Genomic DNA, 12,421 nt, shown 5'->3' with positions numbered 1-12,421 from the left:
AAAGGGTCGGCCCTTCGTCGTTAGGCGGCGGGCGCCCGATCGTAGACGAGGCGGAAACCGACGTTGCTGGTGCCGAGCCCCGGATCGCGTCCCTGGCGCGAGGCCGGGCGGTAGCGCTGGCAATAATTGGGCGCGCACAGATAACTGCCGCCCTTTACCGTGCGCGACACCATGCCGGGGTTGAGCGGATCATAGGCCGATCCCGCGTCGGGGCCCTTGGGATTGTCCGTGTCGCGCGGATCGTGCCCGGGCTTGAAATAGTCCGCGGTGACCTCCCAGACATTGCCGACCATGTCGTAGAGGCCGTTGGCGTTGGGCCGGTAGCAGCCGACCGGCGCCACCCCCTTGAAGCCGTCGGTTTCGGCATTGTAATTGGGAAAGGCGCCCTGCCAGCTGTTCGCCTCGGCCGGCTGGACATTTTTCGAGCGCGTCCCTGCGCTCGCGGCATATTCCCATTCGGCCTCGGTCGGAATGCGCCCGCCGGCCCACTTGGCGTAAGCGACCATATCGTCCCACGCGAGGTGGACGACGGGCTCGTTCGGCACCCGGTCGGCGCCGCCGGGACCATAGGGCTTTTTCCAGTTGGCGCCGGGGACATATTTCCACCAGTCGCTGTAGCGGTTCGACGGGAAGTCGGGCGGGGTGAACACCGCCGATCCGGGTTTCAGCATGTCGGCAGGAATCTGCCCGACGGGGACCTGGAACTGCTTCGGATCGACGGGCTTTTCGGCGATGGTGACATAGCCGGTCGCGGCGACGAACGCGGCGAACTGGCGGTTGGTCACCTCGTGCGGGTCGATCCAGAAGCCGCCGACCTCGGTTTTGCGCACCGGCCCTTCCTCGGCATAGACATCGTCCTCGCCCATCTCGAAGCTGCCGCCCGCAAGCTTGACCGGCGTGTGGGCGACCGCGGGGCATTTGCGCGGAACCGCAGCGGCGACCTTCGTTTCGTCGGTCTCGCCGCCGCTACACGCCGCCAGCAACAGCACCGCGCCGGCGAGCGGCGCGGCGAGGAATAGCGGCGAACGGGTCATCATCTTCTCCTGCGCGGGCGGATGTGCGGCAACCCGGCTGGACGGCTTCGCGGCCGAGGTCAATGGCCAGCGCAGGCAAGATCGGCGGCGCGCGGCACGGCGCGCCGACGGAGAAGTTCCGAGATATGCTGGAAAAACTGGAGCGGGCGAAGGGTTTAGAACCCTCGACCCCAACCTTGGCAACAGGTAGTGCAGCCTACGACAGGCTTTCTTATTCCATCCTACGCTTTGATTATCCTTCGAAGAGTTCATCGAATTAAAGGCTATTCTAGGCGGGTAGCTGGAACTGGCCGCTTTCAGACCGGCGGCTTTCGGGCGTGGATCCAAGATAGCTGACAATCGCCAGGCTCTCGTACGGACGGCGTGAAACGACCGCCTGCTTTCATATCAGTTGATCTCATGTCTCGATGGATATGTGTCCACGGTCAGTCGATACATACGATTTGGCGGATTGAAGCTGTGCCACCTGGTCCTGTCTGGCAGCCGGTGTCCTCAACGAGAGGAACACGACTACCGCCGTAGCTAGCGTGACGGCGGCGAGGCAGAGCGTGAGCGTCCCGAACGCATCACTGTAGCCAGCGAGCAAGGTCGACGGCGAAACCTGAGGAGCGAGCGCGGAGGCGCCCCTCAGATCGCCCGCCGCAAGCCGCTGTGCAATGGCAGAAGAACTTGTGCTCTGCGGTACGAGTTCGGAGACCTGCGATTGCGCCAGGGAGGTGAGGAGAGCCGTGACCAGCGCCAGCGCAATGCCCTCGCCGGCGACGCGAACGGTCCCGAAGATGCCTGCAGCCATACCAGCTCGTTCCGTTGGCACTACGCTGACCGCGAGCCCGTCCATCAGTCCCCACGGGAAGCTCATGCCAACGCCGATAACAATGAGGGCCGGTGCGATTGCGGCGATCCCGGCACCGATCGGAATTTGACCAAGCCAAAAGAGGCCCACACTAGCGATCAAGAGGCCGAATCCGCTGAGTATTGCAGGTGACAGCCAGCGGGTCAGCGATCCCGCGAGGAGAGGCAGGACGAGCAGCGGCGCCGACATGGCGAGCATGGTCTGGCCTGCTTCCGAGGCGGACATGCCATCAATTCCCACGAGGCGGATCGGCAGCAGGATCACAAGCACTACGAAGCCGTAGGCGGGAGCTGTGGCGAGGAGTTGGACACCAACAAATTGCCGATAGCGAAACAGACCGAGGTCCAGCATCGGCCGGGCAACACGGGTCTCGATCACAGCGAAGGCGATAAAAAGCGCGAGAGCCAACCCGAACAAGGTGAGCACCACCGGATGTGACCAGCCGCGGCCAGGACCATCGAGGATTGCCCAAGTTAAGGCCGCAAGCGCCAGTGTGAAGCTGACGCAGCCGGGCCAATCGACCCGTGTTGCATCCGGATCCCGTGTCTCTTTCATGGCGATCATGCCGATGACGAAAGCGGCAACATCGAACGCAACGACCAGAGCGAAGATGCTTCGCCAACCAAATAGCTCGAACAGGTAAGCAGACGCGATCGGCGCGACCGCGAGGCCGATCCCGAAGCTCGTTCCCACGAAACTAAAGGCCCTTAGCCGTCCAGGACCGTCGAACTCCTGTGCCAGAACAGCCATCCCGGCCGACATAACGGCCGCAGCCGTGACACCCTCCGCCGCTCGGATCAGGTTAAAGCTCGTCATGTCGGGCACGACTGCGAGCACCAAAGAAAGGATGCCGAACCCGCCTGTTCCGATAGCGAAAACCCGCTTTCGACCGTATCGGTCGGCCAGCGTGCCAGCGGCGAGAAGCAGGCTCCCGAAGGTTAGCAGGTAGGCGTTCGTTGCCCAGCTGATGGAAACAGGCGATCCATCAAGCGCCGCACCTATGCTCGGCAGGGCTACGGTCGGCCCGGTAAAGGCCAGCGGCATCGATGCGGATGCCAGGCACACCGCCACGAGCACGGCCGTCGAACGCCATTCCGAGAATTCGTTTGTCATGATAGCTCCTTGAATGGCCACCGGAATCCGCTGCTCAGGCTCAGGACCTCGAGCCTGCGGGAAATTGTCGCCAAACCTTGCAAATACTTTAGTGCTCGCTAAATATCTCGAATTCGGAATGATGCAAGGGTTTTTTAGTGCGCGATAAAAAACTAGGACGAGGCGGCCGGCCGCGTTCGTTCGACATTGATGCTGCGCTTGGGGTGGGGCAGCAGCTCTTTCATGAGCGCGGTTATGACGGGGTATCGCTGTCAGATCTGACGCACGCACTGGGTATTGCTGCACCCAGTTTCTACGCCGCGTTTGGCAGCAAGGCGGCTTTCTTCCAACAGATCCTGAACCGTCATGCCAACGCCGCACTGCCGATCGATGAATTCCTGGTCGAGGGGCGCCCCCTGGCGGCAGCCATCGAAGAGTTTCTGGTCGCTCGCGCCGTTACTTACAGCGAGAGTGCCATGGCCAAAGGCTGCCTCGTTCTGGACGCTACGCGCAATTGCAGCGATGCATGTGCATCAGCCGCCGCCGAGCAGATCGCCGAGAACGGGCGTCTGCGCATGCGCGAACGTATAGCCGAGTCGCGACCGGATTTGGCGGAACCCATCAGCGACTTGGTAGCGTCGATAATGCATGGACTTTCCGCACTCGCCCGTCAGGGCTGGTCAACCAATCGTCTCGTCGCCGCTGCGAGGAATGCGGCGCTCTCGGTTCGATCGATGGTAGATGACCCGAAACGCCTTGGGCGGGTCGCAGGTGCGACTATCTGATGCCACACGACCGCCGTCGACAGCCGCGCCACGTCCCCCGCCGATGAATTCACGCGCTTGCAAATCTTTCGCCCGGGCGGTGCCGCGCCGTTCTGAACCATCGCGCAATCGATCACGCGCCAGGCTTGTCCGTCAGGTTCCAGCCGCCGACATTGGCATAGACGGCATCGCGCAAGGCCTTGATGTCCTTGTTGAGATTTGCAAGGGCCGCAGCCGACTGGCCGGACGCCTCCAGCAGGGCATCACCGAGACAGCCTGCCCTCGCCTGAAGCGCTCGCCCGGTTTGCGTGAGTGCAACAACGACCTGGCGTTCGTTCGACGGATTGCGGGTTCGGCTCACGAAGCCCGCCGCTTCGAGCCGCTTGAGCAAGGGCGTCAGCGTGCTCGATTCGAGGGCGAGTTGGTCGGCGATGCGTCCGATCGGCTGCCCGTCTTCGCGCCACAATATGTTGAGCACCAGATATTGAGAATAGGTCAGCCCAAGTTCGTCGAGCAGAGGTTTGTAGGCACGCTGAACGGCAATGCCGGCGGAGTAGATGGCGTAGCAGAGCTGATCGTCGAGCGGCACAGGCGGATTGTCGGCGGTCATCATGAGCTCCATTTCCTGCCCAATATAGCGCCTGAATCACAAAAATAAATATCGCGATATATTTCTGCTGGACAAGCCATTCGAATCACCCTATCTCGTCACTTATCGCAATAACTGTTGTCGCAATATAGGAGAGATCGCATGTCCCTGTTCCGCAATGTCCGCACCGTCCTCGCCGCCGCCGCCGTTGCCGCTTCTTTCCCCCTCGCCGCGTCGGCGCAGACGGCGGATCATAACGGTCACATCGCCGCAACCCAGCCGGTGCGCAATGTCGTCCTCGTCCATGGCGCCTTCGCCGACGGGTCGGGCTGGCGCGGCGTCTATGACGAGCTGACGGGCCGTGGCTATCGCGTCACGATCGTCCAGAACCCGCTGACCTCGCTCGCCGATGACGTCGCGGCGACGAAGCGCGCGATCGCCCGGCTGGACGGCCCGGCCATCCTCGTCGGCCATAGCTGGGGCGGGACCGTCATCACCGAAGGCGGGGTCGACCCGAAGGTCGCGGGCCTCGTCTATGTGTCCGCGCTCTCCCCCGATGCCGGCGAGACGACGGCGCAGCAATATCAGGGTTTCGTCACGCCGCCCGAGTTCGTTCTCGACACGCAGAGCGACGGTTTTGGCTTCATCGATCTTGCGAAGTTCAAGGCCGGGTTCGCGGCGGATACGACCGATAGCGATGCCGCGTTCATGCGCGACTCGCAGGTCCCGATCAACATGTCGGCCTTCGGCACGAAGCTGACCCAGGCCGCATGGCGCAGCAAGCCGAGCTGGGCGGTGATCGCGACCGACGACAAGGCATTCGACCAGCGCATGCTCCAGCATATGGCGAAGCGCATCGGTGCGAAGGTCACCGAAGTGCCCGCGAGCCATGCCGTCTTCATGACCCAGCCAAAAGTCGTGGCGGACGTGATCGACCAGGCGGCGCAGGCGGCCTCGCGCAGCTCCAAATAGCGGCTTGCGCCCGGCCTCTCCCCCGGTGGCAGGGCGCCGGTAGGCGGGACCGACAGGTCTCGCCTACCTTCCATAACTGCCAGTCTTCGGCCGGATTGCCCGGCCGGATTAACAGCGGACGCGGCGGCTAGGCCGCGACGCCGCTGTACCCCGTCGTGCCTGTTCGGCACGGCCTACGACCCGGGGACCGTCCGTCCCCACCCCTCCCCAAAGTATAAGGAAAACATGATGATCACCGAGGCTTCCCCCGGCCAGGACTCCGATTTTGGCCGACGCGCCCGCGAGAACCAAGCGAGGCTCAATGCCAATCTCAAGCACAGCTATGACTTTATCGTCTGCGGCGCGGGTTCCTCGGGTTCCGTCGTAGCCCGCCGCCTTGCCGAGAACGGCAGCGCTGAGGTTCTGTTGATCGAGGCGGGCGGCGGCGATGAAGCAGACTCGGTCATGGTCCCCGCGCTCTGGCCGACGAACCTTGGGAGCGAACGCGACTGGGGCTTTCAGGCCGAACCCAATCCGCATCTCGGCGGCCGCGAACTGTCGATGGCGATGGGCAAGGGCCTCGGCGGCGGATCGAGCATCAACGTCATGGTCTGGGCGCGGGGTCACAAAAACGATTGGGATCATTTTGCCGCCGAAGCGGGCGATGATGCCTGGGGATATGAAAAGGTGCTCGACATCTATCGCCGCATCGAAAACTGGCAGGGCGCGCCCGATGCGCGGTTCCGCGGCACCGATGGTCCCGTCTGGGTGCAGCCAGCCCAAGATCCGCACCCGCTCGCACACGCTCTGCTCGGCGCTGCGCGCGAGCAAGGCATCCCGACATTCGCGAGCCCCAACGGCGCGATGATGGAAGGGCCGGGCGGCGCTGCCATCACCGACATGCTCGTTCAGGGCGGGCGGCGCCAGTCGCTGTATCGCGCCTATGTGCATCCCGTTTCGGACCGACCCAATCTGACGATCGTGACCGGCGCGCATGTCCGCCGCATCCTCTTCGATCGGCGCCGCGCGATCGGCGTCGAAGTGGAAAAGGATGGACGGATCCTTTCGATCGGCGCGCGAAGCGAGGTGATCTTGTCGACCGGCGCGATCAACACCCCCAAGCTGTTGATGCTCTCGGGCATCGGCGATCGCGCCGAACTTGACCGACATTCGATCCCCGTTGTCCAGCACCTGCCCGGTGTCGGGCGCAACATGCAGGATCATGTGTCCTTCGGCTGCATGTGGGAGCTTTCAGGGCCGATGGCGCCCCGAAACAGCGGAAGCGAGGCAACGCTCTACTGGAAGAGCCGTCCCGATCTCGATGCGCCCGACCTGCTCTTTTGCCAGGTCGAGTTTCCCGTGCCGAGCGAGCGTACGGCGGCTCTCGGTGTTCCCGAGCATGGCTGGACGATGTTCGCGGGGCTTGCACAACCAAAGAGCCGGGGACAGCTTCTCCTGCGCGATGCCGACCCGGCGAAACCATTGGCGATCAATACCAACATGCTGTCGGATCCAATTGACCTCGAAGCCGCGCGCGAATGCGTCAAGCTTTGTCGCGAGCTTGGCAATGGCGAGGCGTTCAAACCCTTCGTCAAGGGAGAGGTCATGCCAAGAGACCGCGACGTCGCCGGACTCGATGCGTTCATTCGCGATTCCGCGGTCACCTATTGGCACCAATGCGGCACCGCCAAGATGGGACAGGACGACATGTCGGTCGTCGATGCCTCGCTCAGCGTCTACGGGATCGAAGGCCTGCGCATCGCCGATGGCTCCATCATGCCGAGGGTAACAACCGGCAATACGCAAGCTCCCTGCGCAGTCATTGGCGAACAGGCCGCGACGCGCCTACGCGCAGAGCACGGTCTCTAGGGCTGTCGTCATCCAAAGGCCTTCGGTCCGATTTTTCGGGCCGAAGGCCGGAGATGCTCACGCCTCTCGCAGCGGTGAGCCGGAGCCGCCGGGCGTCTTATCCGGCTCAAGCGTTAGCGCCTCCATCCACCGTAAGCATAGTGCCGGTAACGTATCGAGCCTTGTCACTGGCAAGATAGGCGACGGCATGCCCGATCTCAGTACCCGCACCAAAGCGGCCCGAAGCGGTCAGCTGGCGCATCGGATCGCCAAAGGGTCCGTGGGCCGGGTTCATGTCCGTGTCGATCGAGCCAGGCTGGACGATGTTCGCGGTTATGCCCTTAGGTCCAAGTTCGCGTGCAAGGCCCTGACTGAAGGCAGTAAGAGCCGACTTTGTAGCTGCGTAGACGCCCAAGCCGCCATACGGCACGCGATCCGCAAAGAAGCTGCCGACTGTAATGATGCTGCCGCCCTCCTTCAGATGGGATAAGGCCGACTTGCTCGTGACGATCGGTCCGCGCACGTTGATATCGAGGAGTGCCTGAATATCGTCGATGGCGATATCGGCGAGATTGTTCATCCGAATAATCCCGGCATTGTTGACGAGGATGTCGAGGCCGCCGAGTTCTGCGGCTGCCCTGTCGACCGATGCCGCAATTGCCGCGATGTCGGCGCTGTCGGCCTGGATTGCCACGGCGAAGCGGCCAAGGGCCTTGATCCCGGACACCACCGCGTCGGCTAAGTCCTTTGACTTCTCATACGTGATCGCGACATCAGCGCCTTCGGCTGCGAGCGTCTTCGCGATTGCCGCGCCAATGCCCCGGCTACCGCCGGTCACGAGCGCCTTCTTGCCTGCAAGCGTCATCGAAAACTCCATTTGACGTTCGACATGAGGTCGCTCTTCTCGCGGTCCGACCTCCCAACGACCTGGCTCTGGAATGTGCCGGCTCGCCCCAACACAACGCCCTTTAGCAAGGCGCTTGGCCTCACGGGCGCCGCATAGGGAAGTGGGGGTATGGATGGGGGGTTTCACTGCAGCGCGCGAATGGACGGCAGCAAAAGTGCGACGGCGACGAAAGAACGGCGGCACCGAAAGCGATGGTCGTCACTTACGCTGCCGTCCGCGATTTGCGTCTAATCGGCTTGCTGCGAACGCCACACCTCAAATGTGTCGATCAGCTGGTGAAAGCTCACGATCTTGCCGTCAGCAACGCGCACGACATGCATATATTGCGCGTCGAACGGCTTTCCGGTCGAAGCCATAATGCCTTTCGATCGGCCAACGGCCACGACGACATCGCCGCCGTCGATCAACTCGGTAGGCCCGGCCTGATAATCCTGAAATTCCTTGGCGATGCGGTTGAAAACGCCTTCGACCACAGAAGCGGGCGTCAAGTAGGGATTGCGATCGCCAAGCAAGAAGTTTTCCGATTCACGCCAGTCCAGATTATCACTCAGGGTGGCAATCACGGCCTCGATATCGCCGCGGACAAAACTGTCGTAGAAATGTTTTACCACAGCAAAACTGGTTTGATCTGCCATTTTACTCTCCATATGTTAGAGTCGATTACATTCGTTCAATACGCTCGCAATGAATTCTGAATCTCACTGCGAACAATATGGAATTCTTCAATTTTCACTTCATTTATTGCCCTGAATCAGACCTCTGATTTTTCGGCTAGAACCGACAGCGCTGTGTCGATCATGTCACCGCGTGAACACCGTCTTTCCCCGAGTGCGGCCCTCGACCATGTCGCGGATCGCCTCGCGCGCGCCGATCATCGGTACCACCGCGCCGACCTCGGGTTCGATGTTGTTCCGGATGACGAACTGCATCATCGCGTTCATCTCCTCGAGCGTGCCCATGATGGTGCCGCGGATATCGATCTGTTCGACGAAGATCCGCAGCAGATCGGTCTCGGCGGCGTGGCCCGTGGTGATCCCGTTTATCACCAGGACCCCGCCGCGTTTGACGGCCTTCAGGCTGTGAGCCCATGTCGCGGCGCCGATGTTGTCGACACCCTCAGACGGTGCTGATGGTCCCGCCATCGATGACGAACTCGGCGCCGTGGATCGCAGCGGCACGGTCCGAGGCGAGATAGGCGATGAGGTCAGCCACTTCTTCGGGCTCTGCGCCCCGCCCGATCGAGATTCCGCCCAAGGCATCGAGCACGGACTGACGCGCGTCCTCGATCGTGCCGCCGCTGGCAGCCCGAAGCATTTCGAGAAAGTCGCCGGTGGCTTCGGTCATGATCCAGCCAGGCGAGACGATGTTGACCCGAACACCCTTGGGACCGAGCTCCTTCGATATCGACTTGCTGTAGGTCCGCAGCGCGGCCTTCGCAGCGGCATAGCCGGTGGTGGACTCGGGCAGCGGCAGGACCGACTGGATCGAGGTGACGTGCACCACGGTGCCCGTGCCCCGCTCGAGCATCTGCGGGATCAGCAGCCGATCGAGCCGAACGCTAGCCAACAAGTTCAGGTTTAGCTCAGCGAGCCAGTGGTCGTCCGTCAGCGCGGCGAAACCGCCCGCCGGCGACGCCGAACCACCGACGACATGGGCCAGAATATCGATGCCGCCCAGCCGCTCGAGCGCCGCCTTGGCCAACGCTTCGCCGCCCTCCGCGGTCGTCAGGTCGGCCTGGACATATTCGACGCCCTCGATCGGATCCTTGATCGCGCGGGCGGCCGTGACGACATGGGCTCCGCCGGCGAGGAAGCGCTCGACCGTGGCGCGGCCGAGGCCCTTGGTGCCACCGCTGACGAGGACGCGCTTGCCGGTGAACTCGGTGGGATCTGCCTTGATGCTCATACCGTTGTCTCCAGGGTCTTGATGGCGCCATCCACGAGCGTGAAACGATAGGTGAAGCGCAGCGGGCTGCCCGGGAAGTCACCATGTGCGGGCCCCTCGACGATGACATCGCCGCTTTCTTCCCGCACCGCATCGGGCACGAAGATGGCTTTCACCGGGATCACTTCTTCTTCGAACAATTGCCGGATTGCCGACTGCCCCTCGAAATGCTTGCCGTTGTCGATGAAGACCGCGTCGGGCAGGAAAGGCTCCAACATACCGTCGATATCGAGACGGGCATTTGCCTCGACATAGTCGGCGATGGGCTTGGGTAGGTCCATTGACATCTTCATCTCCTCATTCGTGACGAGACTGATTTAATGATGGACCTCTCGCCTGATAATCGCGATAAATCGGCATGGAGTGTCAAGAAGAACGGGACAATGGTTCGCCATTCACTGATTGAGCTCGAGGCGGTTCTCGCCATTGTGCGATGCGGCTCATTTCGGGCCGCGGCGATCGATCTCGGCATGTCGACCACAGCCATTAGCGCCGCGGTGGGCAAGCTCGAGCGGGAGCTTGCCGTGAGGCTATTCAATCGAACCACCCGCAGTGTCTCGCTCACCTATGCGGGGCGTATCTTCGTCAAGCAGATCAAGCCAGCTCTCGAGGACATTCAAAAAGCCATGAATACGGCGCGCTCTCAGCAGGAGACGCCGTCCGGTACGCTGCGCATCAATGCCTTCGCAACGGCGGCGCGCGAAATCATGGCGCCGTTGGTCCTGAACTATATGGAGCGCTACCCGCAGGTTCACATCGACCTCGTCACCGAAGGCCGGCTTGTCGATGTCGTGGCGGCGGGTTTCGATCTGGGCGTTCGCAGCGCCGATCTGGTGCCAAGCGACGCGATCGCCATACCGCTGGGGCAGATGCGACGCATGGCGGTTGCCGCATCCCCTGCGTTTTTCGAAAACAGGGCTATCCCGCAGGTGCCGCAGGAGCTGCTCGCTTATCCCTGCGTGCGCGTCCGGCTTCCCAACGGCGCCTTGTTCCGATGGCGGTTCGAGAAGGGCGGCGAAGAATTACAACTCGACGTCGAGGGCCCGATGACCCTCGACGAGGCCTCCCTCACCCGGATCGCGGTCATGAGCGGCGTGGGGATCGGCTATTTCATGGAAACCGACGTACGCGACGACATCGCGTCGGGACGGCTCGTACGCATTCTCGACGACTGGACCCCGCCGCTCGTGCCGCTCTGCCTCTACTATTCCAATCGCCGCAACCCCTCGGCGGCCTTCCAGGCCTTTATCGCGCTCGCGCGCAACTTCGCGACACAGTCCTGAGCCTCCTGCTGCACGTTCAAGAAGCGCACAAGCGCAGCCGGGTTACATGCCCGCGCGATATAGGCAACGCTTCAATTGCAAGACCTTTGGGTTGACGCTCGCCATCCGCAATAAGCATATGCCCTGTCCCAAACCGGCATCTTCGGAAGCGAGGAAAGCCCTAACTGGGATCCGTTCTATAGCTTAGGCCATCCATCGGAACGCGCCGACGCATTTCCTCATAGCCTTCGGGCCGAGCCGATTGGAAATTAGGTGATGGCAGGCGATTTTTCGGGAGGCCCCGGCGCCACTGCGTTGATTCGAAGATGGCCGGTCGAGCGGCCGGGACCGCCCCGCCCGGCATGCCCATGGATTGACGACCGAAAAACGTCTGGCAGAAGCGCAGACGCGATCGCGGGTCGACTTCAAGATCAACGACTCATCCGGCCTGCCTGCGGGAATCGTACAGACAGACCGGAGAGCCCCCCGGTGGACATGGACCGAGCGATCAGCCCGGCATAAGCACCGTATCGACGACATGGATGACGCCGTTCGATTGCATCACGTCGGCAATGGTGATCTTCGCCGATCCGCCCTTGGCGTCGGTCACGTACCAGGCGCCGTTCTTTTCCCACACGGTCAGCTTAGCGCCCTGAACCGTGGTCAGAACCGCGCGGCCGCCGTTCGCGCTCGCCATGGCGGCGAGGTCGGCCGACGTCATCGTGCCGGGCACGACATGATAGGTGAGCACGCTGGTCAGCATCATCTTGTTCGCGGGCATCAACAGCGTGTCGACGGTTCCCGCCGGCAACTTGGCGAACGCGGCATTGGTTGGCGCAAAGACGGTGAAGGGCCCGGGGCTCATCAGCGTGTCGACCAGGCCGGCGGCCTTTACCGCGGCGACCAGCGTCGTGTGGTCCCTCGAATTCATGGCATTTTCGACGATGTTCTTGGCCGGATACATGGCGGCTCCGCCAACCATCGGGTTCGAACGGCTCATCGGGGTGGTATCGGATGCCATCGGCTCCTCGCCCGACATCATGCAACCCGAAGCGAGCAGGACAACAACGGCGAGCGACACGGATTTTCTGGAAAGTTTCATCTAACTTTTCCCTCTTTTTGCACCCCGGGGAATCGGAGTGTGTCCCAGCTACGGAACGGAGGCCGCCGCGGATGC

Annotated in this window: 14 protein-coding genes; 5 read left to right on the top strand and 9 right to left on the bottom strand. The window is 62.3% G+C overall.

The features are described 5' to 3' along the window. Nucleotides 1-20 precede the first annotated feature (20 nt). Nucleotides 21-1,037, bottom strand: a complete 1,017-nt coding sequence (locus tag BWQ93_RS17190; protein ID WP_077031558.1) for a formylglycine-generating enzyme family protein — start codon at nucleotides 1,035-1,037, stop codon at nucleotides 21-23. A 59-nt stretch (nucleotides 1,038-1,096) separates the two neighbouring features. Between BWQ93_RS17190 and BWQ93_RS21175 the strand changes: the two genes are divergently transcribed. After that, nucleotides 1,097-1,294 carry a hypothetical protein gene (locus BWQ93_RS21175; protein WP_198040413.1) on the top strand — a complete coding sequence of 66 codons (198 nt, stop codon included), beginning with the start codon at nucleotides 1,097-1,099 and terminating at the stop codon, nucleotides 1,292-1,294. Nucleotides 1,295-1,431: 137 nt separating this feature from the next. Here BWQ93_RS21175 and BWQ93_RS17185 read toward each other — a convergent pair whose 3' ends face one another. Then, nucleotides 1,432-3,000 carry an MFS transporter gene (locus tag BWQ93_RS17185; RefSeq protein WP_077031557.1) on the bottom strand — a complete coding sequence of 523 codons (1,569 nt, stop codon included), beginning with the start codon at nucleotides 2,998-3,000 and terminating at the stop codon, nucleotides 1,432-1,434. 137 nt (nucleotides 3,001-3,137) lie between these two features. Here BWQ93_RS17185 and BWQ93_RS17180 point away from each other — a divergent pair, with 137 nt between their 5' ends. Then, a complete protein-coding gene (locus BWQ93_RS17180) occupies nucleotides 3,138-3,764 on the top strand; it encodes a TetR/AcrR family transcriptional regulator (protein ID WP_077031556.1) in 627 nt (208 codons plus the stop codon). A gap of 112 nt (nucleotides 3,765-3,876) precedes the next feature. Here BWQ93_RS17180 and BWQ93_RS17175 read toward each other — a convergent pair whose 3' ends face one another. Then, nucleotides 3,877-4,356, bottom strand: coding sequence for a MarR family winged helix-turn-helix transcriptional regulator (locus tag BWQ93_RS17175; protein WP_077032498.1), 480 nt, complete (start codon nucleotides 4,354-4,356; stop codon nucleotides 3,877-3,879). A gap of 138 nt (nucleotides 4,357-4,494) precedes the next feature. On the opposite strand from BWQ93_RS17175, the gene BWQ93_RS17170 reads away from it, so the two are divergent. Both BWQ93_RS17170 and BWQ93_RS17165 read left to right on the top strand, forming a co-directional pair. Then, a complete protein-coding gene (locus BWQ93_RS17170; RefSeq protein ID WP_077031555.1) occupies nucleotides 4,495-5,304 on the top strand; it encodes an alpha/beta fold hydrolase in 810 nt (269 codons plus the stop codon). Between the two features lie 225 nt (nucleotides 5,305-5,529). Further along, nucleotides 5,530-7,152 carry a GMC family oxidoreductase gene (locus BWQ93_RS17165; protein ID WP_232314650.1) on the top strand — a complete coding sequence of 541 codons (1,623 nt, stop codon included), beginning with the start codon at nucleotides 5,530-5,532 and terminating at the stop codon, nucleotides 7,150-7,152. Nucleotides 7,153-7,258: 106 nt separating this feature from the next. Here the strand turns inward: BWQ93_RS17165 and BWQ93_RS17160 are convergent, their stop codons facing one another. The 5 genes from BWQ93_RS17160 to BWQ93_RS17140 form a co-directional block, all read right to left on the bottom strand. Continuing rightward, nucleotides 7,259-7,996, bottom strand: coding sequence for an SDR family oxidoreductase (locus BWQ93_RS17160; protein WP_077032496.1), 738 nt, complete (start codon nucleotides 7,994-7,996; stop codon nucleotides 7,259-7,261). A gap of 269 nt (nucleotides 7,997-8,265) precedes the next feature. Continuing rightward, complete coding sequence (locus tag BWQ93_RS17155; RefSeq protein WP_198040412.1) at nucleotides 8,266-8,673, bottom strand: nuclear transport factor 2 family protein; 408 nt, start codon at nucleotides 8,671-8,673, stop codon at nucleotides 8,266-8,268. Between the two features lie 165 nt (nucleotides 8,674-8,838). Next, complete coding sequence (locus BWQ93_RS17150) at nucleotides 8,839-9,180, bottom strand: zinc-binding dehydrogenase (RefSeq protein ID WP_198040411.1); 342 nt, start codon at nucleotides 9,178-9,180, stop codon at nucleotides 8,839-8,841. After that, complete coding sequence (locus BWQ93_RS17145; RefSeq protein WP_077031553.1) at nucleotides 9,155-9,943, bottom strand: SDR family oxidoreductase; 789 nt, start codon at nucleotides 9,941-9,943, stop codon at nucleotides 9,155-9,157. The genes BWQ93_RS17150 and BWQ93_RS17145 overlap by 26 nt, the downstream gene beginning before the upstream one ends. Further along, nucleotides 9,940-10,269 (bottom strand): YybH family protein, encoded by a 330-nt coding sequence (locus BWQ93_RS17140; protein ID WP_077032495.1) that lies wholly within the window; start codon nucleotides 10,267-10,269, stop codon nucleotides 9,940-9,942. Before BWQ93_RS17140 ends, BWQ93_RS17145 begins: the two co-directional genes overlap by 4 nt. 96 nt (nucleotides 10,270-10,365) lie before the next feature. On the opposite strand from BWQ93_RS17140, the gene BWQ93_RS17135 reads away from it, so the two are divergent. Then, nucleotides 10,366-11,265, top strand: a complete 900-nt coding sequence (locus tag BWQ93_RS17135; RefSeq protein WP_077031552.1) for a LysR family transcriptional regulator — start codon at nucleotides 10,366-10,368, stop codon at nucleotides 11,263-11,265. Between the two features lie 487 nt (nucleotides 11,266-11,752). Here the strand turns inward: BWQ93_RS17135 and BWQ93_RS17130 are convergent, their stop codons facing one another. Beyond that, nucleotides 11,753-12,346, bottom strand: a complete 594-nt coding sequence (locus tag BWQ93_RS17130) for a fasciclin domain-containing protein (RefSeq protein ID WP_077031551.1) — start codon at nucleotides 12,344-12,346, stop codon at nucleotides 11,753-11,755. Nucleotides 12,347-12,421: the final 75 nt, after the last annotated feature.

Origin of the sequence: Sphingopyxis sp. QXT-31 (assembly GCF_001984035.1) — a bacterium.
Classification (GTDB): Bacteria; Pseudomonadota; Alphaproteobacteria; order Sphingomonadales; family Sphingomonadaceae; genus Sphingopyxis.
The sequence above is the reverse complement of the archived record's forward strand: the minus strand, read 5'-3'. Positions and strand labels throughout refer to the sequence as shown.